Annotated in this window: 16 protein-coding genes; 7 read left to right on the forward strand and 9 right to left on the reverse strand. The window is 68.2% G+C overall.

All coding sequences use genetic code 11. The annotated features are described in order from the left end of the window. Positions 1-162, forward strand: coding sequence for a Trm112 family protein (locus DPR14_RS29170; protein ID WP_425500974.1), 162 nt, complete (start codon positions 1-3; stop codon positions 160-162). Next, positions 141-998, forward strand: coding sequence for a class I SAM-dependent methyltransferase (locus tag DPR14_RS21830; RefSeq protein WP_192499088.1), 858 nt, complete (start codon positions 141-143; stop codon positions 996-998). The genes DPR14_RS29170 and DPR14_RS21830 overlap by 22 nt, the downstream gene beginning before the upstream one ends. Before the next feature lie 573 nt (positions 999-1571). Here DPR14_RS21830 and DPR14_RS21835 read toward each other — a convergent pair. Genes DPR14_RS21835 through DPR14_RS21840 form a run of 4 tightly spaced genes read right to left on the reverse strand, consistent with a single transcriptional unit; the run spans position 1572 to position 5047 of the window. Continuing rightward, positions 1572-2510 (reverse strand): glycosyltransferase family 2 protein, encoded by a 939-nt coding sequence (locus DPR14_RS21835; RefSeq protein WP_192499089.1) that lies wholly within the window; start codon positions 2508-2510, stop codon positions 1572-1574. After that, positions 2507-2686 (reverse strand): hypothetical protein, encoded by a 180-nt coding sequence (locus DPR14_RS27530; protein WP_192499090.1) that lies wholly within the window; start codon positions 2684-2686, stop codon positions 2507-2509. The genes DPR14_RS21835 and DPR14_RS27530 overlap by 4 nt, the downstream gene beginning before the upstream one ends. Then, positions 2674-3687, reverse strand: a complete 1014-nt coding sequence (locus DPR14_RS27535; protein ID WP_192499091.1) for a glycosyltransferase family protein — start codon at positions 3685-3687, stop codon at positions 2674-2676. Before DPR14_RS27535 ends, DPR14_RS27530 begins: the two co-directional genes overlap by 13 nt. Positions 3688-3721: 34 nt before the next feature. Then, positions 3722-5047: a putative O-glycosylation ligase, exosortase A system-associated gene (locus DPR14_RS21840; protein WP_158047028.1), complete on the reverse strand. Its 1326-nt coding sequence runs from the start codon at positions 5045-5047 to the stop codon at positions 3722-3724. 352 nt (positions 5048-5399) lie between these two features. On the opposite strand from DPR14_RS21840, the gene DPR14_RS21845 reads away from it, so the two are divergent. Then, positions 5400-6806, forward strand: coding sequence for a glycosyltransferase (locus DPR14_RS21845; RefSeq protein ID WP_192499092.1), 1407 nt, complete (start codon positions 5400-5402; stop codon positions 6804-6806). A gap of 606 nt (positions 6807-7412) precedes the next feature. After that, positions 7413-7544 (forward strand): hypothetical protein, encoded by a 132-nt coding sequence (locus DPR14_RS28760; protein WP_281352651.1) that lies wholly within the window; start codon positions 7413-7415, stop codon positions 7542-7544. Between the two features lie 27 nt (positions 7545-7571). On the opposite strand, the gene DPR14_RS21850 is transcribed toward DPR14_RS28760, so the two are convergent. Both DPR14_RS21850 and DPR14_RS21855 read right to left on the reverse strand, forming a co-directional pair. Continuing rightward, a complete protein-coding gene (locus tag DPR14_RS21850) occupies positions 7572-8795 on the reverse strand; it encodes a hypothetical protein (protein WP_192499093.1) in 1224 nt (407 codons plus the stop codon). Next, a complete protein-coding gene (locus tag DPR14_RS21855) occupies positions 8728-9864 on the reverse strand; it encodes an AAC(3) family N-acetyltransferase (protein WP_158047031.1) in 1137 nt (378 codons plus the stop codon). The genes DPR14_RS21850 and DPR14_RS21855 overlap by 68 nt, the downstream gene beginning before the upstream one ends. A gap of 381 nt (positions 9865-10245) precedes the next feature. Between DPR14_RS21855 and DPR14_RS27540 the strand changes: the two genes are divergently transcribed. The 3 genes from DPR14_RS27540 to DPR14_RS21870 all read left to right on the forward strand — a co-directional run bounded on the left by DPR14_RS27540 (position 10246) and on the right by DPR14_RS21870 (position 12516). Continuing rightward, entirely contained in the window at positions 10246-10905 is a 660-nt protein-coding gene (locus tag DPR14_RS27540) for a hypothetical protein (RefSeq protein WP_192499094.1), read from the forward strand. Between the two features lie 79 nt (positions 10906-10984). Next, entirely contained in the window at positions 10985-12085 is a 1101-nt protein-coding gene (locus tag DPR14_RS21865; protein WP_158047032.1) for a polysaccharide deacetylase family protein, read from the forward strand. An 86-nt stretch (positions 12086-12171) separates the two neighbouring features. Then, on the forward strand, positions 12172-12516 hold the full coding sequence (locus tag DPR14_RS21870; protein ID WP_158047033.1) for a hypothetical protein: 345 nt from the start codon (positions 12172-12174) through the stop codon (positions 12514-12516). Positions 12517-12540: 24 nt separating this feature from the next. On the opposite strand, the gene DPR14_RS28765 is transcribed toward DPR14_RS21870, so the two are convergent. The 3 genes from DPR14_RS28765 to DPR14_RS21900 form a co-directional block, all read right to left on the reverse strand. Further along, positions 12541-17283: a carbohydrate-binding domain-containing protein gene (locus tag DPR14_RS28765; protein ID WP_281352652.1), complete on the reverse strand. Its 4743-nt coding sequence runs from the start codon at positions 17281-17283 to the stop codon at positions 12541-12543. A gap of 714 nt (positions 17284-17997) precedes the next feature. Next, positions 17998-18996, reverse strand: a complete 999-nt coding sequence (locus DPR14_RS21895) for an IS110 family RNA-guided transposase (RefSeq protein ID WP_158043700.1) — start codon at positions 18994-18996, stop codon at positions 17998-18000. A gap of 451 nt (positions 18997-19447) precedes the next feature. Then, positions 19448-20353: an FkbM family methyltransferase gene (locus tag DPR14_RS21900; RefSeq protein ID WP_192499095.1), complete on the reverse strand. Its 906-nt coding sequence runs from the start codon at positions 20351-20353 to the stop codon at positions 19448-19450. Positions 20354-20482 lie beyond the last annotated feature (129 nt).

The following is a 20482-nucleotide window of genomic DNA, read 5'->3' on the forward strand; positions in this document are numbered from 1 at the left end:
ATGCAGCTCAGGGTCTCCCCCGCCGCTCCGCCGCGCGCGCTTTCCGAGTCGCTGGTCTGCCCGCGCTGCCGGACTCCGCTGCAGGACCGGGAGGCCGGGCTGGTCTGCCCGGCCCCGGCTGCGGCAGGATCTATCCGGTGGTGGACGGCACTCCCATCCTGATCCACGATGAGAACAGCGTCTTCGCCATCGCCGATTTCACGTCGCGGGGCGCCACGGGGGAGACGATCAGGCTCCGCGGCGAGGCGCCGACCCGGGGTCTCAAGGCCACCCTGCGGCGCGCGGCCGAGCGGGTGATCTACTTCTCCGTCAACGCGTCGGACTGGAGTTCGGAAAAGTCGGTGGAGTACGTGGCACAAGCCCTGCCGGAGGCGCGCATCCTGGTGACCGGGGCCGGCGACAAGCGCTACCCCGACCTTTCCAACATCCGCTACGTCTATACCGACGTGATCCTGGGAGAGGGGGCAGACCATGTCTGCGATCTCCACGACCTGCCCTTCGCCGACGCCACCTTCGACGCGGTGATCGCGGTCGCGGTGCTGGAGCATGTCGCCGATCCCTACCGCTGCGTCGCCGAGATCGCCAGGGTGCTCAAGCCCGGCGGCTACGTCTATTCGGTGACGCCGTTCATGCAGCAGGTCCATATGGGCCGCTACGATTTCACCCGCTTCACCTTCCTGGGTCACCGCCGGCTGTTCCGCCACTTCACGGAGATCAAGGCCGGCATGGCGCTCGGCCCGGCCGGCGCGCTCGCCTGGTCGTTCGAATATTTCGTGCTCAGCTTCTTCCGGGACCGGCGGGCACGGAAATACGCCAGGGCGGCGGCCAAGCTGGCGACCGTCCCGCTGAAATACCTAGACCGCGTCCTGGCCAACCGCGAAGGCTCGCTGGACGCCGCCGGCGGCGTGTATTTCTTCGGCACCAAGGCGGAGAAGCCGATCTCCGACCGCGACCTCCTGAGATTCTACCGCGGCCTCGACGTCGTCTACGAGGATTGACGCGGTAAAGGGAGGAATGGGCCACAGATAACGGCGATGGACAAGGATACCGCCTGCATCATCTCCGTTCATCGCCGTTATCTGTGGCAAGATTTGGAACCAGTGGTCCTGCACAGTGTTTTTGATGACGCTCGGCGGAGCGTAGTGCCGTCGTGCCGTAGGTCGGCCTTCGCCCGTCAGGGCGAACGCCGACACCTTGCGTCAACGCTCCGGCCACGCTGTCGGCGTCGGCCTTCGGCCGAGGCCGACCTACGATAAATCAATCAAAACCACTGTGCCGAGCCACCAGGCGGGCATGGATGCTATGGTCGTGAATAGCGTAGGAAACTCGTGTTCCGGCCGGGACATTTGATTCCCTGCGTTAGGCCACGGCCCAACTACGCTCGACGGCCCGCATCACCTCCGCCCTGCGTCAAACTGAAATCCTATCGCGGCCTCGACGTCGTCTATAAGGATTGACGCGGCGAAGAAGAAGAAGAGAATCCGCCACGGATGACGGCGATGGACAAGGATGCCGCCCGGATCATCTCCGTTCATCGCCGTTATCTGTGGCAAGAATATTCACTATCCGATCTACAGCCCCGACGGGTTCTCGCCGTTCAGGACGCCGCGGCCGGCGGACAGGGCGGCGCGGGCGATCCCGGCCGGGGCGAGGCCGTGGCGCCGCAGCCAGCGGACGGCCTCGACGAAGCGCCGGTCGCGCGCGGCGCGGGTCAGCAGGACGCGGGCGGCCCAGTAGCGGCGGGCTTCCAGGATCGGGCGCAGGCGGGCGGCTTCGGCGCGGCCGTCGAGCCAACGGATCACCCGGCCTAAGGCCTCGACATTGTCCATCAGGCGCGGCAGAACGCGGGTATCGTCGCGCGACAGGCTGGTCGGGATGTTGGCGATGACGGTGCCCGGCTCGGGCGCGAAGCCGATGCGGTCAGCCGCGATGGCGGCGCGCCAGAACAGCTCGAAATCCTCGCAGGTCCGCAGGTCGGTCGGGAACAGCCCGCCGATCCGCTCCAGCAGGTCCCGGCGCAGGATCACGCTCGACGTCTTGATGTGCCATCCCGTCAGCAGGGCGGCGGGGTCGCGGCGCTGCTCGACCGTCAGCGGCGGCTCCGGCTCCGGTTCGGTTCCACAGGCCTGCCCGAAATCCTGGATGCAGCGGGAGTGGATGAAATCCAGGCCGGGTTCCCGCCCGATCATCCGGCGGGCATCCTCCAGCTTGCCCGGCAGCCAGGTGTCGTCCGAATCGAGCAGCGCCACCCAGTCGCCGGTCGCCGCCCCGATGCCGAGGTTCCGCGCCGCTCCCGCTCCCCGGTTGGCCTGCCGGAGCGTCACCACGGGCGGGCCGGTCTCTCGTACCAGGGTTTCCAGGGTGCCCGGCGTCCCATCGGTCGAGCCGTCGTCCACGACGATGATCTCGTGGGCCGGGAAGGTCTGGGCGCGGACGGATCGGACGGCCTCGGTCACGCGCTCCGCGCGGTTGTAGGTCGGGATCACCACGCTGAAGCGCGGGCCGGTCATGACGCCAGGGACAGGGACGGCCCGCCCGGCCCGCCGGTCAGCGCCGCCCGCAGGTCGTCCTTCAATCGTCCGGCCAGCCGGGGCGCGCACGCCGCCCTGACCGCCTCGACCTGGGCGCGGTAGCGCCCGCCCTCGGCGAGCGTGTCGCGAAGCCCGTTCCGGATCAGGGCGGCCATCTCCTCCCCGTCGCGGCACAGGTAGCCGATGTCGCCGTGGCGGTCGAACAGGTCGCGGAAGATCGGCAGGTCGAAGGCCAGCATCGGCTTGGCGAGCGCCAGCGCGTCGGCCAGCACGCCGCTGGGCGAGTAGCGGTAATGCTCCCCCGGTAGGGCATGCAGACGAAATGCAGGCGCGCCAGGGCCTCGACATAGGCGCGCCGCTCCAGCTTGGCGGAGGTGGGCCGGCTGGCGAGCGCCCCCAGGTCCGCCTCGGCCATGTCGGCGCCGAGCCGGCCGGCGGCGTGGAACTCCACGCCCGGTCCCGCCGCCCGGCCGGCGATGTCCAGGAAGTCCGCGAAGCCCTTCTCGCGCGAGGCGGCCCCCATGAAGCCGATGCGCAGCGGGCCGTCCGCGACGGGTGCCGGCGCCGAGGCCGCCTCGACCGAGCTGACGGGATGCGGCAGCACGCGGACGTCGCCGGGATCCAGGCCGGGCAGCGTCGCCAGCAGTTCGCCCCGGATCCCCGGCTCCATCACGAAATAGCGGACCGGAAGCCGGCTCGGCAGGGACATGGCGGTCCGCAGGTCGGTCAGCCGGGTGACCGGGTTGCGCGACCGCCAGGACCACAGCAGGGCCAAGTTGCCGTGCAGGACCACATGGACGTCGCGCACGCTCGACCGCAGGCCGCGGAGTTTCAGCGCGGCGATCAGCGAGGGGCAAGAGCTTGCCAGGATCAGGTGGGACCCGGCGGCATCGGCCAGCAGGCGGCCGGCGAATTCCAGGTCGTGGCGCATCCGGCCGCGGAAATCGGGCGTCCGGGGCGGCAGTTCGACCGGCCGGAAATCCACCGGCACTCCGTCGGCGGGGTCGATCAGAGACCGGATCAGGCCGATATGCCCGGCCTCGCCGTAGAAGCGGACGGGTTCGCCGGGAAAGGCGCGCACGACGGTTTCGAGCAGGCCGGTGTTCACCGGCACGTGCTCGTCGCCCTGGATGATGGGTTCGGTGACGATGATCATGGTCGGACCGACATGCTGGAAGGTGCGGCCCCGGTCAATTCGCGGTGGCGCCGGTGGCGGCGGGCCGCAGGAAACCGCCCCGGCTGACCCGCGCGACCGCCGGCTCGGCCGCCGCCCTTTCCGTCCGCTCGGCTGCGGCCAGGATCGTCTTGACGGAGGTGACGATAACCACGGACACGAAGAACACCGTGTAGTAGGCCATGGACAGCGCCGCCCCGGCGACGAAATAGCTGATGAAGCTGACCTGCATCATCCGGCCCAGGTGGAACGCCCACTCGAACTCCGGCCGGTCCCGGCTCATCCGGATGATCGCCCGGGCGTTCAGCCAGCCGACCAGGCCGATGCCCAGGAAGATCCCCAGGCCGATCGGCCCCTGGTCGCCCAGCACCTGGAAATAGATGCTGTGCGCCGCGCGCTGCGGGCGGTCGGGGACGTAGCGCTGGAACACCTGCCGGACCTCGGTCGTGGCGAGGCCGCCGCCGACCAGAGGGCGGTCCGACGCCACCCGCATCGCGTAGTTCCAGGCGTCGAACCGGCCCTGGACCGATTCGTCCTTCTGGAAGTTCTCGATCGTGCCGATGCGCTCCTTCCAGCTGTCCGGCATCATGGTCACGGCCGGCACGAAGGAGGCCAGCAGGAGCACCATGGTCAGGAACTTGCCCGAGGAGCGCAGCCAGAACACCAGGGCGGTCACGCTGAGCGCCAGGAACCCGCCGCGCGAATAGCTTCCGATCACCGAGATGATCGTCAGCGCCATGGCGAGCGCGAGGCCGATCTTGATCAGCCGGTTGGCCGTGGTCACCCGCAGGTAGTTCATCAACGGGATGACCATGCAGCAGGCCAGCGCCAGGTGGTTGCGGTCCTCGATGATGGATTGCGGCGGCCCCAGCACGGTGTAGGCGCCGCCGTTGACGATCGTGAAGCCGCCGCCCTTGACCCCGAAATAGCCGATCGACAGGGTGATCATCCAGATCAGCGCCTGGATGCGAACCTGGCTGCGCATGATCGCCGCGACCGCCAGCGCGAAGACCAGGTTCTTGATGTGCAGGTCCCAGTGGAACCACGAGTTGGACGGCGCCAGCGAGGTCGCCGTCGTCAGCGTCATCCAGGTCATGAACAGCAGGATCATGACCGTGGCGGCGTTCATCGGCAGCCGCTTCGGCTCCTTCGCCACCAGCCAAGCGACGAAGGTGACGACGACGATCACGAGGTTGAGCTGGAGGGCGTAGGTGAAGTCCCAGGTCAGGCGATGCGGGCTCATGATCGCGATCCAGGCCCAGGTGAGCACGCCGACCGCCGGCATCGTCAGCGCCATCACCGCGAGGACCAGGAACAGCATGAACAGAATGAGGGAGCGCATTCAGTGCCCGTCCACCGGAATTTCAAAACCCGTAAAAATCTTTGAAAAGACCATTCGCCGAATTGGCCGGCCGCGGCGGTCCGGCCCGCATCATGGCGGCCATTTACGGTGTCCGGACCCGTAAGGGTCAAATTGAACTTGGAAGTAAGCCCATTTCGCTCTATCGGCCCCCTTTGACTTTTTGCATAGGGATATGGCGGGTGTGTTTCATGCCGCTTGGCAATATTTCCCGGGTATCGGCGGCATCCTTCAAGGCGGACCAACCGTTTGCTCCGTGGAGCTGACTCCTGAAGGATCGGGCCCGAAAGGAACTAGGTTGACTGGGTTTGCTTCTTCACAGATTGATCAGGCCATGGTTTCGGCATCCGGGCGCGACGGCGAGGAGCGGAGCGACCGGCATCCCCTGAAGGTGCTGATCCTGTCCTGGTACTTCCCGCCGTCCAACACGATCGGCGCGATCCGGGTCGGCAAGCTGGCCAAGTACCTGATGCGCCGCCATGTGGACGTGCGCGTGGTGACCGCGCGCGAGCCCGACCTCGCCAAGACCCTGCCGCTGGAGATCCCGCCGGAGCGGGTCGTCTATACCCGCGCGGTGGACGTCAACCGGCCGATCGACGTGATCGGCAACCTGCGCAACCGGCTGCTCCGCCGGGCTCCGGCGCCGGGCGGCGGCGCTCAGGCCGGGGCCGGAGGCGGGGGCGGAAGCGGGTCCCTGGTCGGCCGGGTGCTGTCCACGGTCAGCGACTTCTATCTCAACCTGTCGAACCTGCCGGACCGCTATGTCGGCTGGCTGCCCTGGGCCGTGGCGGGTGCCAGGCGCACCTGCCGCGACTGGAAGCCCGACCTGATCTACGTGACCGGCCCGCCCTTCACCGCCTTCCTCGCCGGCCACCATCTCAGCGCCAAGCTGGGCGTTCCCTGGATCGCCGAGTTCCGCGACCGCTGGGCCGACGACCCCTATTTCGAGGCGCCGGACTGGCGGATGGCGCTGCTCGACCGCATGGAACGGCGGGTCGCAGGCAGCGCCAGCGGCATCGTCACCGTGTCCGAGCCCTGGACCGAGTTCTACCGCGCCAAGTACGGCAAGCCGGTGGCGACCATCTACAACGGTTACGACCCGCAGGACTTCCCGCTGCCGACCGAGCCGCCTCCCGCCTCGCCGGACCTGACCATCACCTATGCCGGCGTGCTCTATTCCGGCCGGCGCGACCCCTCGCCGCTGTTCCAGGCGCTGGCCCTGCTGGGGCCGGAGCGGGAGCGGGTCCGGATCGAGTTCTACGGCAGCGACCCCGGGCTGGTGTTCCCGCCGGCCGAACGGGCGGGCGTGACCGACCGGGTCACCGTCCACCCCGCCGTGCCCTACAAGCGGTCGCTGGAGATCCAGCGCCGGTCCGACGTGCTTCTGCTGCTCCAGTGGAACAACCCGCGCGAGCAGGGCAACGTGCCGGCCAAGCTGTTCGAGTATTTCGGCGTGCTCCGACCCATCCTGGGCATCGGCCTGGAGGACGGCGTGCCCGCGCGCCTGATCCGCGAGCGGCAGGCCGGCTTCTTCTCCAACGATCCCCAGGCCATCGCCGACCAGATCCGCCGCTGGCTGGCCGCCAAGGACGCCGCCGGGGGCCGCCTGGAACGCCTGCCGCCCGCCGCCCGCGAGGGCCTGTCGCGCGATATCCAGTTCGAGTTGCTGCTGGATTTCTGCGCCAAGGTCATCCAGCCCGCCGCTGCCGACTGCGCCACCCGCAAGCCCAGGGACGCCTGAGGGGTTCAGGCGAATTCGAGGATCCGGTGATCATGGGCCGGGACCGCCGCCGGGCGCGCCGGGGACGGGTCACTACTGACCCAGCGGCCGGAAGAGCGGCGCCAACCGGGTTGGCCGGAGATCAGCCGGCACCTGCCCATGCCGTTCCGCCGGCGCCTGTTCCTGGTCCGCGACGATGGCCCCGAAGATTGGCAGCCGGTATCGTCACAAGCTTATGTTAAGCTTGCCTCCGGCTAAGGCTGCAACGCTTGCGGCGGTAAAATCTGTCATGAAGCGCCGGAAAGGTAACTACAACCCCAAACGCAAGATCATGCCGTTTGCGACGAGGGACGAAAGTTCGCCCGTCTCTCCTGCTCCGGCCGACCGGGACTGGATCGCAGTGTACAAAGGCAGTCCGCAACACAAGATGTATCCGAACGACTACGGCCTAACGCCATCATCCGATCCGCGGCCGGGAAAAACCCTTTGCGACGCAACCAAAGCTATTCCCAAGGCACGGGCCTGCGCACTGCTTGAACAGGCGTTCCGGAAGGACATGGTGAGTGTCCGGAAGCATAACGACTGGCCTCAGAGTTCGAGGCCGTAGACGCCATCCTTGAAGACGCTGTGTCGCCGGAAGTGATCGAGGATATCGCCCATCAATTCAACGTCTCCGAACTGGCCGTGAGGACATTGCTGGTCCATCACGATCGCCTGGAGCCCGAAATCCTTGACAAGGACATGGATTTCGCCGCCTGAACCCGCGGCAACAGGCTCATCCGGCGATCAACGCCGCCCGGCGACCTCCCGCTCCAACTCGTTCGCGTCGATGAAGAACTTGGCGGCCCAGTTCAAATACTCGAAGGTGCCGTAGCCGCCGTCCACCGGGAAGGAGCCCTTGACGCCGCCGCGGGTTTCCGGCGGGCCGGCGGTCTCCACGGTGCGGCGGACATGGGCGTTCACCTTCAGCGCCGCGTCGCGGTAGCGGGCATCGCCGGTGTCCTGGTACAGCATCAGCCAGCAATGGGCGACCTGGACGGCGCCGGTCAGGCACACCCAGGGGACCGCCGGCTTCCACTCCGCCGTCAGCCGGCCGGGGAGCGCCCCGTCGGGGCCGACGCAACCCAGCAGGCCGTCCGCCAACCGGATGCCGGCCGCGCGGAATTCCGGGTCGGGCGAGAAGCGGGACGCCTCCAGGATGCCGCGCAGCGCGTAGCCCAGCGTGTGGGTCAGCGGCCGGTGCGGCTCCTCCAGGCAGCAGTCGGCCATCCAGCCGTTGGGCCGCTGGCGGCCGATCGCCCAGCGCACCTGGGCCAGCCCCGCCTCGCCCCAGCCGCGCGAGGGGTCGATCCGGGCGGCCTCCAGCAGGCCCCAGGCGACGTGGGTCTCGTAGCTCTTGTCGTCGGCGCGGGCGAACGGCGTCGGGAAGCGGCGCCAGCAGCCGTCCGCGTCCTGGCTCCCGGCCAGCCAGTCCGCGGCCTTCTCCATGGCCGGACGGTAGGCGTCGCCGAACTCCGCCACGCCGGCCGCCAGCCCCAGCAGGATCTGCCCGGTGTTGAAGGTCACCGGCACGCGCGGGGTCTGGCCGACCATGCCACCCTGGAACCCGCCTTCCGGAAACTGGATCGACACCAGCCAATCCAGCATGCGCCGCGCCCGATTGCGCAGGTCGGCGTCGCCGCGCAGCCTCGCCTGGGTGATCAGCGTCGGCACGATATAGCCGGTCGTCTCCGGATATGATGGCGCCCAGCCGCTCACCAGGTTGTAATGCCGGGCGACGCCGCCATCGCGCGAGACCGAGTTGTCCTGGGCCGCGCGCAGCCAGTCGAGGGATGCCGCGACCGCCGCCTCGATGCCGGGGTCGGCGCGCCGGTCGCCGGAGCGGTCGAGCCGCACGGCCGCCTTGGCCGCCGCCGGAAGCCGCTGGAAGTCCGCCAGGTGCTTAAGCGGACGCAGCTTGTCTTTGACGATCCTCGGGACCAATCTGGGCAGGAGCTCTTGAACCGGCACCGAAGTCTTTCCTCTCGTTGGCATGGGCCGACCCCTCGGCGGGGTCGCGGTAGATGGTGACGCCCTGGACCATCAGGCATTCCAGGCAGGTGAACATGTCGGCCGCCCGGATCACCCAGGCCTTGCCGTCGCCCAGCTTGATCCAGCGCAGCCCGCCGTCCCGCTCCAGGTAGCGGGTGACGTACCCGCGTACGCCCAGGCCGGTCGGCTTGTCGATCCGGTCGGCCGATACCACCGACGAGTGGGCCATGACGGCGACCTTCAAGGTCTCGCCGTTCCGGCCGGTCACCTCCCGCAGGAGCGGGCTGTCCGGCGTATAGACCGGGAACGGGAAGCTGTCGCCGCGCAGATCCTCCAGCACATGGTAGAAGGTGACCGGACCCAGGTCCGTGCCCACGCCCATCAGCCAGCCGTCGGCCTCCAGCAGCCGTCCGAAAGGGCTGTCGGCGTCGAACGCGAAGGGCGAGCGGTGATGGTCGGCGACCAGCCAGTCGGCGCGGTCGCCCAGCGCCGCCACCGAATGGGTGGGGTGGATGCTGCGCCGGGCGCGCGGGTCGCGGCGCAGGGTCTCGGCGATCTTGCCCATGCCGGTCGGCGTCTCGCGCACGTCGAAGCGCGGGCCGGACTTCAACGTCTCGTACATCGACCCGGTCATGGTGAAGGCCGGCATCGCCAGCGTGCCGCCGCGCGCCACGACCGTGTTCTCCAGCGCCGCCAGCACCGTTCCGGCCCCGCCCTCGACGAAGCCCAGCCTGGACAGCGAGCTGTGGACGAAGACCACGGCGCCGTCGGGCAGGCCCGCCGCCTTCAGGTCGCTTTCCAGCTCGGCCCGGCCGATCGCGCGCCGACCGGCGCCGTGACGCCGCTCCGACCGCTTCGCCAGGGCGGTCTCGACCAGGGCGGCCCCGCCGGAGGCTATGGCCGCGTTGATCGCCCGCTTCATCCCGGGCGGCAGCAGCCGGCTGGCAGCCCGCAGCAACGGTTCCGGAACCGCCGATTCGATCATGCGATGGATCCGCTTCCTGTTCTCCGGCGGCATCGACGCGGCTTGGCCAGGGTTCGCAGCCATCCGATTGTCTCCCCTTGGACTTATGAAAGTCTCTGCATGATTGCGCGGATCTTCTCCAGTCAATCGGAACTCGCCCTTTCTATAAATAAAGATACAAATTCATTCATTTCTCTTTGCTCGTGCGAGGTTGCGGGAACCGTAATCAGCCATCAATGACGCCAATGGTGAGGCTGATACTTCATATGGATTGTTGCATCTACGGCACTGGATTCGGGAAAACTCGACCTGCAACAGCCAGCGCCTTGAAGCCGCTACCACTTCGTTGCGGAGATACCGTGAACCACCCTGGTGGAACGGTTCGTATACCTCGTAAGGACGGCGGATAAGCCGCAGTCGCGTCATGCAACTCTATGGGTTCTCATGGTTAGATCGGTTTCCACGATGAGCCGGGCTCCGCTGCAGCAGCACGGCACGGAAGCCGGCCCCGACCAGATGGCGCCGGACGAATTGACAGGGGAGCGGGAGGTGACACAGAGCGTCCGGGACCGGATTCCGGATGACAGAACGCTGGAGGAACTGGCATCCGACCTGCGCGCGCTGTCAGGCCAGATCATGACGGCCCGGGTGATGGGCCTGGAGGGCCGTCCGGAAACGGACCGGCGCCCGGAAGACGACGGCGCCGGCTCCGATGGGCGCGTCCTGGCGCCGGCGGCGCGGATGGTCGGCGACATGCTGTCCGCCGAGCTGAGCCGGACCCTGGGCCAGACCCTGGAACGCACGATGGAACAGGCGGGTGCGCGCCAGCGGGAGGAACTCGCCTCGCTCCTGCTGAACCATACCCAGGGCATGCGGGCGACCGCCGACCGGGTGGACCGCCTGATGCGCCGGCTGGAGGCGGACCGCGAACGGGAAGAACTGCTCGGCCGCGCGCTGATCGACCGGCTGGACGCGCTGGCCGTCCGGCAGGAGGAACTGGAAGCGCTGTTCAGGCACCAGCGCCGGTCGCTGGTGCCTGACTGGGTCGCCGGCCTCCTGGCGCTCGCCGCGGTCGGCATCAGCATCGGATCGGCCCTGGCGATCCATTTCGGCATCCAGCCCTGACCCACCCCCTCCATCTTGTCGCTTGCGGACCGGCGGTGGCCGGCTAAATCAGGCACACAACTCAGACGAACGCGGGAACATGCGGGCGGAAAAGCAAAAAGTCCTGTTCGAGGACGACTGGAATCCAATCAAGGCTCCGCCCGAACTTCCCCCGATCCTGCTGGTGGTGGTGGATGCGGAGGAGGAGTTCGACTGGTCGGCCCCCTTCTCCCGCGATCAGCGCAGCGTCCGTTCCATGGCGGCCCAGGGCCCCATGCACCGCATCTTCGAGAAGTTCGGCATCCGTCCCACCTACGTCGTCGACTATCCCGTGGCGAGCCAGCGCGACGGGTTCGAACCGCTCCGCGACCTGCTGAAGGACGACGCCTGCCTGATCGGGACCCAGCTCCACCCCTGGGTCAACCCGCCGTTCGACGAGGAGGTCTCCGAGCGCAACTCGTTCCCCGGCAACCTGCCGCCCGACCTGGAACGGGCCAAGCTGGAGGCGCTGACCCGCGCGATCGAGGACGGGCTCGGGCTGACGCCGCGGATCTACAAGGCCGGCCGCTACGGGCTCGGCCCGCGTACCTTCCGGACGCTCGGAGAGCTGGGATACTGCATCGACCTGAGCGCCGTTCCGGGAGCGGACCTCCGGGTGCATCACGGTCCCGATTTCCGGCGGGTCGAGCCGCAGCCCTACTGGATCGGCCCGCCGGGCCGGCTGCTGGAGCTGCCGCTGACCCGGGGCTATGTCGGGCTGCTGTCCGGCCAGGGTCCCGGCCTGGAAGGGGCGCTCGAGTCGCCGGTGGCCCAGGCCTGCCGGATACCCGGCGTGCTGTCGCGCCTGGGGCTGATCGACCGGATCATCCTGACCCCGGAAGGGGTGCCGCCGGCCCAGCACATGGCCCTGGTCCGCGCGATGATCCGGCGCGGCCAGCGCATCTTCATGCTGTCCTACCACAGCCCGTCCATGGTGCCGGGAAACACGCCCTATGTGCGGACCCAGCGCGACCTGGACGTCTTCATGGACCGGGTGGAAGGCTTCTGCGAGCGCTTCTTCGGCGAGTTGGGCGGGACCGCCGGCGATCCCCTGTCGGTGCGCGATCTCCTGAAGCGGCACGCGGGACTGGCCCGCGACGAACAGCCGAACCGGGCGCCCGCGGTCCGCCCGGCGGCACGGCAGTGCTCGTCGAGCGGCTGACCCACGATTGGCCAGTGGACGCCCGCACGGGGTTGCGCCATGGTGATCCGGGTTAGCGTACAGACTGGCAACCAGGGTTCACAACCATGCGTCCACTTCTCACCGCCGCCTTCCTCGCGACCGCCACCCTGGCGGCCGGCGGCTGCACGACCCTGTTTCCCGAGACGACGGCCGCCCAGGCCTGCGCCGAGCTGCCGTCGTCGGTCTGGCCCTGGCAGCCGGTCCGGAACGCCCGCATCGAATTCCTTCCCGAGGCCGGCACCCAGGCCCTGTTCCCGACCCGGATGATCCAGGTCAGGGGCACGATCGAGGGTGGGGACCGGTTCCGCGAGCCGGTGCCGGTCACGTTCGAATGCGTCTTCCGCGGCGACCAGATCAAGAGCTTCGGCTGGATCGAGCCGGCCCAGTTCATCACGCCCTACACGGAGTGACGCGGAGGGGGCACGCCCCCTCCCTCAGTTCATGTGGATCATGCCGGCTTTCAGCTCGCTGGCCGACAGTCCCAGCAGGACGATCTCGATGCCGCTCCCCAGGTGGAGAACCGCGCTGCCGTCGGCATCGTGGGTCGCGGTCGCGATCACCTGGGCGGCCGTGCGGAGGCCGTTGCCGTTCAGGTCGGCGGTGATCTCCAGGATGTCGGAGCCGTGCGCGTTGAAGTCCCCGATCCGGTTGCGGCCGCCCGCCTCCCGGTCGAACACGAAGGTGTCGTTGCCGGAATTGCCCTTCAGGTAATCGTCGCCCGGCCCGCCGTACAGCCGGTCGTCGCCCGCTCCGCCGTAGAGGAAATCGTCGCCGGCTCCGCCCTTCAGGACATCGTTGCCCTCCGCGCCGAACAGGATGTCGATCCCCTTGCCGCCCGTGATGGTGTCGTCGCCCAGCGATCCGTGGATCAGTTCGTTCTTGTCCGACCCGGTCAGGGTCTGCTTGCCCGACGAGCTTGTGATGCGGATGCCGTCGAAGGTCAGGTAGCTCCCGTCGGACAGCTTGGGCGCCACGTTCCAGGTCGGGTCGTGGTAGAAGGACGGGGCGCCCTTGGCCTGCACGATGGACTTGGTCAGGAAGCCGAACGCCTCCATGGCGTCGGGCGACTGGATCGCGCTGAAGATGGCGGCGACCGCCGCCTTGGCGTTGGCGGCATAGCCGTAGGGCGAGGTCGGCGTGCCCAGGATGCCTTCGGCCGGGACCGACGGGGAGGAGCCGAAGCTGCCTTTGAAGAGGTCGGACCAGGTCGTGTAGACCGGCCCGTTCGCCGGCGCGTTGACCTTCAGGACGTAGGCCGCCCCGAAGCGCGGGTCGAACCCGTCGTCGCCGTGGATGAAGCGCCCCGACGTGAAGCCGTCCATCCATTTCAGCAGGTCGGCCGCCTGAGTGCTGCCGCGCTCCGCGATCGAGCCGAGGACCAGGGCCACGAAGTCGGACTGCCAGACCAGCAGGTCCCCGTCGGGCCACATGTCGTGGCGGAAGAACCCCTCGATCTCGCCGTACTTGTCCATGGCGCCCTTGGTGAGATACCGCTCCACCAGGTTGTCCAGGTTGCTTTCCAGCATGTCGACGAAATAGGTCTTCATCTCGTGGTCGTCGGGCGTGATGTAGGCGGTGTCGCTCATGTTGCGCCACGTCCAGGCCCGGCCGCGGACCTGGTCGAAGTCCAGGAAGCCCTCGCCGTAGCCGCGGTAGTGGGGAGCGTACGCCCCGATGCTGTAGGAGGTCTGGGCCAGCAGCTCGTCCAGATAGTACTGCGAGCCGGTGACCAGATAGGGCAGATAGCTGAGCGCCGGCTGGTGGGCGGTGTCCATCTCCCACCCGACCGCGGTGCCCTTGGCGAAGCCGTTGGTCAGCCCGTCGGAGCCGAACTCGGCCCAGTTGGTCCGGCCGTCCATCCACAGCTTGGGGTGCTGGTCGATGCGCAGGTATTCGCCCGTGGCTTCGTCGCGGTAGTGCCACGGGATGCTGCCGGCCGCGTCGGCGTTGGCCAGCATGGTCTTCATGGCATCAGCGTCCTGGCTCGCCAGGTAGCGGGCGTTCCAGATCGGCATGATGCCGATGTCGCCGCGCCCGCCGACATCGGACATCTTCTTGTAGATCATGGCGTTGCCCAGGGGCTCCGTGTTCGCCCCGGACGGCAGGTGGACGCTGCCGGCGAGCACGCCCATGGAGCTGTCGATCGAGGCCACCGCCCCGGTCGCCTGGAGATAGCCCACGTCGTAGGCCACGTGGATGCCGGGCTCGTCGCCCGACCAGATCTCCTTGTGCCAGCGGGTGTTCCGGTAATGGGCGATGTCGGTCTTGGCATAGGCCACCGCGCCGTGGTCGAGCACCTGGATGTCGTAATTGTAGAAGTTCTGGACGCCGGGCGTGTAGGAGCTTTCCACGCCCAGGGTCACGTCGGTCCGGACGCTGCCGTCCTTGAAGGCTCGGATATCCAGGGTGACGCCGAGATGGTCGTTGATCGGTTTGACCAGCCGGTATTCGCTCGCCAGCGGGCCGCTCATCCAGGTCGTCAGGGTACCGGCCGCGGCGGCCTTGGCCAGCTCGGCGGCGGCGTCGACCGTGAACCTGGTGACGGTCCCGTCGGCGTTCTTCAGGTTCAGGACCACGTCGACGTCGTAGCCCTTGTTCAGGATGTCGGCCGGCCTGATGGCGGCCCCGGCGGGAGGCGCCGACGCCGCCTTGAGCATCAGGTCCACCTTGGCCCCGGCGGCCAGCGCCGGCTGCGCCACGGTCAGGATGGCGTGACGGACCGAGCCGTCCTCGTGGGTGGCCTTGACGTCGAGCTGGACCGGCACCTCGCGCCCGTTGATCACGGCCACCAGGTACTTGCCCGGCCCCAGGTCGCCCTGCTTGAAGACATGGCCGAAACTGACCTCGCCGGCGGGTTCGGACTTGTCGCCGCCGTTCTTCAGCTGAAGCGCTACGATCTCCCCCGCCTTGGCGGCATCGGCCAGGGCGGGCGCCTTGAGGACCGGACCGGAGGGTTTCACCTCGATCACCGCCGGGACGATCGCCACCGGGGCGCCGTTGAACACCAGGGAGCCGCCCCATTTCAGGGCCTCGGCCCCCGTGATCGTGCTCAGTCCGGTGCGCGAATAGGCGGCGTCCTCTGCCTCAAGCCGGGTGCCGTTGACCTCGATATAGTCGACATACAGGTTCCGGTCGCCCTGGGACGAGTTGTCGTTGGTGTAGCGCAGCTCGATCTTGGTCTGGGCCGTCGTGCCCGACGGGGGCGTGAAGGTGAAGGTCTGCCATTGGCCGGTGGCGTGCGACGCCGTGACCGGCGTGGTCGCCCCGATCTTCATGCCGTTGACGTACAGGTCGAACTGCGGCGGAACCCCGCCGGCCGGGTCCCCGGACGCCTTGACGGTGATCGTCCCGGAGCCCGAGCCGCCGGACCCGCCGCTGCCGCCGCCGCTTCCAGTGCCCGGACCGGCGGAACCGGGGTCCGGCGCCTCCGTGACGTTCGCGAAGACCAGCTTGCCGCCCCACAGCAGGGCTTCCTGGCCCTTGATCGCGGGCTTGGAATAGCGTTCGTACCTGGCCTGCTCCGGCTCCAGCCGGGTGCCGAGCACCTCGATGTACTGGACGTAGAGGTTGCGGTCGCCGCCGGAATCGCCCTGGTCGTTGTCGTAGCGGATCTCGACCCTGCGGGGATCGGTGCCGGCGGGGAGCTTGAAGACGATGTCCTGCCACTGGCCGAGCTTGTGGGACGCCTGCACGGAGGCTGTCTGGCCGATCTTCTGGCCGTCCACGAAGAGGCTGAAGGTCGGGGCGCCCTTGTAGCTGTCGCCGGACGCGCGCACGACGATGTCGGTGCCGGCGGCCCTGGCGAGCTGGACGTCCACCGTCTTGTAGGTCGCCGCGGCGGCGTGGCTGGATGACTCGACCGACTGGGCCGCGACGGTCAGCGCGAAACTTTCGGAGAAGGCGGCCGGCAGGATCATCCGGAGCCCGGCCAGGTCGGCCGGCTGAAGGACCCAGTTGCCGCTGTCGTCGCGCGCGCCTGCGGTGAAGGTGACCCCTTGCGGGACCTCGCTGATCATCACCGTGAGGTTTTCGGAACCGTCGAGATCGATCAGGTTCGCGGAGATGTCGATGGGCACTGCTGTCGGCTCCGTGGGCTTCACTTCGGCTCGGAGAGTGCCGGCCACGGAGAGCAGGGGTCTGTCCGCCACGGCCGAGACTTCGACGGACACGGTACCGGTGGTGGTGCCGTGCTTCCCGTCGCTCAAGCTGTAGGTAAAACTATCCCGGCCGCTCCAATAATCCTTCGGGATATAGGTCAGCGTCCCGTCGGCATTGATGGTAACCATGCCGTTGGCGGGCTGCCCCAGGCCCGTCAGGTGCATGCTCTCCCCGGCGGGCACCGTGTCGTCGGCCAACACGTCGATGACGACCGGAGTTCCCTCCTTCGTGTCGGCCCGGTCCGGCGCCGCGACGGGCACCAGGTCCTTGAGATCGACGGTGCCGTCGGCGAATTTCAGCTTCTCGATCCCGCTCAGCCGGTCGCTCGACCCGCGGCCGGTCACGGTTACCGTGCCGTCGGTCTCGGCGGTCACGGCATAGTCGGCGCGATCGTAAAGGTAACCGGCGGTGTCGATCCCGGCGCCGCCCTCCAGGACGTTGCTGCCGGTACCGCCATGGAGCAGGTCGTCGCCGTCGCCGCCTTTCAGGATGTCGTCGCCGCCGCCGGGAAGCCAGGCGGGGACCTTGGCGGCCGGATACCTGGCGGTATCGAACACCAGGGCGCCGCCCCACATCATGCCGGACTGGCCGGGCTGGACCTTGGTGCCCCGATCATAGACCGACTGGTCCGGCGTCAGCGTCGCGCCGTTCACCTGGATGCTGTCGATCCAGAGATTGCGGTCCTTGCCGGCCGATGAGCCGCCCAGGTCGTTGACATATTCGATCCGGATCTTGGAAGCGCCCGACAGGCCCAGCCGCGAGAACGCGAATTCCTGCCAGGCGCCGTCGCCATGGACCGCCGTGACCGTGACCTCGCCCAGGAAGACCTTGTCCGCCCAGACCCGCATCTTCGGCGCCCCCTGGTAGAGGTCCGCCGACGCCTTGACGCGCAGGCTGAAGGGCTCGGTCACCGTCACCGGCGTCCCGTCGCCCCAGATGGTGTCGTTGCCCGGACCGCCGGTGAGGACAGTATTGCCGCCGGTGCCGACAAGGGTCTGGCCAGCCGATTGAGCAGTCATGATGCGGATACCCTGGATGAGAACTTCGCTGCGGTGCATCGCAAGCGACTCAAGTCAACCCAAGGCTATTCTCGCTGAATTAATGATCAGTAAAAGCGTTAGTACTTTAAAATCGTAACCTCTTATACATGGTGTACGTAAAGTTAATTATGTAGTCCCATTTGTGTCCTTATCTGTATTGATTTACTGGCGTATTTACCGCATTTTGTCATACCGCTTTACATGCTGATTCCATGCAATTTCGAAGGAAAATCGAACGGAAGTGAGTGCGGGACGGATCCCCACAATCTTCAAGCCGCAACCTTCGATAGGGTCACCAGCGGCGTGGGAGCGCCTCGCCCGGGCTCCGCTCGCCGCGGCGCATTGGGCCGCGGCCCAACCTATGGTTTGACGCGAAGCGGCGGTGATGCGGGCCGTCGAGCGTAGCAACTGTTTTTGTGAGCCGCATCGTTGGGTGTGGATATACAACTTCAAGCAGCATGCATGGTCACGGGAAGACGCCGCCGTCAGCGGTTTGCCGCGGCGGTTGTCGGACGTGCTCTTGGCCGCCCCCACCTCGGTCCAGCGGGCGGCGGGCGGAGCGGCCATCAAGGACGCTGCGCGCCGCTCCGCGGTGGCCTTCGGCCCTCCTTGACCGCCGCTCCGCCCGCCGCCCGCTGGACCCTCAGGTCGGGACGGAGGGATGGTGCCGCCGGTCGAACAAAGGGATGGGGCTCAGGATGCCGTGGCGGAGGCGGCTTCGGCCGGCGGCCCGTCGGCGGCGTACTCCGCCACCCAGGGCCGGCCCGTCCGGAGCAGGGCGTTGAGGATCACCAGCGCCTTGCGCATGCAGGCGACCAGCGCCACCTTGCCCGGCTTGCCGCGTCCCTTCAGGCTGTCATAGAAGGCCTTGAGCGTGGCGTTGTGGCGCAGGCCGACCCGGCCGACGTGGAACAACGCCCGGCGCACCTTGGCCCGGCCGCCGAAGATCGTGCGCACCCCGCGCAGGGTGCCGCTGTCGCGGGCGAACGGCGCCAGGCCGGCCAGGCTGGCCGCCTGCCGGCCGGTCAGGCTGCCCAACTCGGGCATGTGGACCACCAGCATGGCCGCGCTCAGCGGCCCGACCCCGGGGAAGCTGCGCAGCAGGGCGGCCCGCTGCCGCAGCCCCGGGTCGTCGTTCAGCTTCGCCTCGATCATCCAGGCCAGGGTGTCGGCCTCGGTGCGCAGCGCTTCCAGCGCCGTCTCGGCGCGCCGGCGCATGAAGTCGCCGCGCAGGTGCTTGAGCTGATGGCCGCGCGCGACGATCTCGGCCAGGATCTGGTCGCGGTAGTCGAGCATCTCGATCAACTCGGCGCGCAACGGCTCCGGGACCGGCGTCGGGCGGGGACGGGTGGCCTCGCCGAAGGCCTGGAGCATCCGGGCGTCGACCCGGTCGGTCTTCGCCAGCTGGCCGGTCGAGCGGGCGAAGTCACGCGCCCACTTGGGATTGACGACGGCGACCGGCACATCGGCCCGGGCCAGGGCGTGGTGCAGTTCGCGCTCGCAGCCGCCCGACGCTTCCATCATGACCAGCACCTCGTCGCCGCCCGCGCGCAGCGCGCCCAGCACCGTCGCGAGGGCGGTGTGGCCCTCGGCCGTGTTGGGAAGGCGCCACGCGCCGCGGCCCGGCACGCCGCAGGTGTCAAGATAGGCTTTGGAGGCATCGATCCCGATGCAGTAGGATTGGCAAGACATGGTGAACTCGTCCTTGTCTGCGGCGTCCGGCCAAAAGCACGGCGCCTGGCAACTGTGCGAGAAACGCCGAGGGCTCGGGGCAGGCACTCTGCTACGTGCGGTGCCTAACCTTGGTTGGGCTCAGTGTCCTGACCCCGTGAACCGGGTGCTCCTGACGGGGCACCCGGTTCCCCCCGACAAAACCTCTATACAACGTCACCAAAAGACAAGGTTGGGCCGCGGCCCAACGCATCGGTCCGGCTGTCCCGGCTTGGTCAACTTGGTCGGGGACTACTCTGGCCTGGCTTCCAGACCGTGCAGGGTGACCACCAAGGCGAAGGCGACGCGCGGGACCTGGATTGCGACCTCTCGCCGCAGGGCGACCCCGACCTGCCCGATCGGTATCCATCCGTGGGTCGACCGTCGTGCCGCCACCCGACATTGACGCCGATGGAAGCCGCCGGCGGGACCGTCAGAACGCTTCCTCCCGCGCCCTGGCGGGTTCGCCCGTGCCGGTCGCCTCCGCGACCCGCTCCTCCGGCACGAACAGGTAGTTGCAGTTGTCGGGATGGTAGGGAACGTCGTAATCGGTCGTTTCCAGCAATCCGGCGTCGGGCATCATTCGGAACGAGCGGTAGCCCCGGTCCGCGTTCTGGCGCAGCAGCCGCTCGACCGCGGCGGTGCGCCGGTCCCGGATGCCGGCCGCCAGCGGGCCGTCCCGGCCGATCGGATCGACCGTGTAGGGCAGGATCTCGATCAGGACGTAGGGGCGGTGGCGCCGCACGGTGCGCTCCAGGCCGTCCAGCACGTCGGCCTCGGCGCCCTCGACGTCGACCTTCAGGATGCCCACGTCGTCCAGGCCCAGTTCCTCGATCACGGCGTCCCCGACCCGCAGGGGGACGAGGCGCGCGTGGGGCTGCCAGTCCGGCGGCCAGAAGCCCTGGACCGTGGTGGCGCGGGGGTCGCCCGGATGCTCGCTGGTCATGGTGGCGAAGCGGTCGGCGTCCGACAGCCCGATCGGCAGGATCTTGAACGTGTCGAGCCGGTTGATCGAGATGAGCTGGTCGAGATAGTGCAGGCACAGGGGCTGCACCTCGAACCCGACATAGGCGCGCCCGCGGTCGTGGCGGGCGACCTTCAGCAGCGTCTGGCCGAAATTGGCGCCCACGTCGACGAAGCAGCCGGGGCGCAGGTCGAGCAGCCGCGCGATCATCCGTTCGACGATCGGTTCATGCCGGCTCAGGTTGCCCAGGCCCTGGCCGTCGATCACCGGGACCTTCAATCCCGCGGTATCGTCCGCGATGTCGAACCGGCAATGGTAGCGCAGGAAGGACGACGACAGGATCGCCAGCTTGACACGGTCGGCGAGGCTCTTCATTGCGGCATCCCATGGCATGTTTGCGTCACGCCGACCTGATAGCGAAGCCCGCCCCCGGCCGAAAGTCCGGAAAGGGTGTAGCGTGGATCGAAAGGGGTGTCGGCCAAGTAATTCCCAACCGGTCGGACA

This window comes from Skermanella pratensis (assembly GCF_008843145.1).
GTDB lineage: Bacteria > Pseudomonadota > Alphaproteobacteria > Azospirillales > Azospirillaceae > Skermanella > Skermanella pratensis.

Bases quoted from the DNA above. Each gene is read 5' to 3' on its own strand.
- DPR14_RS29170 (WP_425500974.1), top strand. From the start codon at position 1: ATGCAGCTCAGGGTCTCCCCCGCCGCTCCGCCGCGCGCGCTTTCCGAG.
- DPR14_RS21835 (WP_192499089.1), bottom strand. From the start codon at position 2,510: ATGACCGGCCCGCGCTTCAGCGTGGTGATCCCGACCTACAACCGCGCG.
- DPR14_RS27530 (WP_192499090.1), bottom strand. From the start codon at position 2,686: ATGGCCGCCCTGATCCGGAACGGGCTTCGCGACACGCTCGCCGAGGGC.
- DPR14_RS27535 (WP_192499091.1), bottom strand. From the start codon at position 3,687: ATGATCATCGTCACCGAACCCATCATCCAGGGCGACGAGCACGTGCCG.
- DPR14_RS21840 (WP_158047028.1), bottom strand. From the start codon at position 5,047: ATGCGCTCCCTCATTCTGTTCATGCTGTTCCTGGTCCTCGCGGTGATG.
- DPR14_RS21845 (WP_192499092.1), top strand. From the start codon at position 5,400: ATGGTTTCGGCATCCGGGCGCGACGGCGAGGAGCGGAGCGACCGGCAT.
- DPR14_RS21855 (WP_158047031.1), bottom strand. From the start codon at position 9,864: ATGGCTGCGAACCCTGGCCAAGCCGCGTCGATGCCGCCGGAGAACAGG.
- DPR14_RS27540 (WP_192499094.1), top strand. From the start codon at position 10,246: ATGAGCCGGGCTCCGCTGCAGCAGCACGGCACGGAAGCCGGCCCCGAC.
- DPR14_RS21865 (WP_158047032.1), top strand. From the start codon at position 10,985: ATGCGGGCGGAAAAGCAAAAAGTCCTGTTCGAGGACGACTGGAATCCA.
- DPR14_RS21870 (WP_158047033.1), top strand. From the start codon at position 12,172: ATGCGTCCACTTCTCACCGCCGCCTTCCTCGCGACCGCCACCCTGGCG.
- DPR14_RS28765 (WP_281352652.1), bottom strand. From the start codon at position 17,283: ATGACTGCTCAATCGGCTGGCCAGACCCTTGTCGGCACCGGCGGCAAT.
- DPR14_RS21895 (WP_158043700.1), bottom strand. From the start codon at position 18,996: ATGTCTTGCCAATCCTACTGCATCGGGATCGATGCCTCCAAAGCCTAT.
- DPR14_RS21900 (WP_192499095.1), bottom strand. From the start codon at position 20,353: ATGAAGAGCCTCGCCGACCGTGTCAAGCTGGCGATCCTGTCGTCGTCC.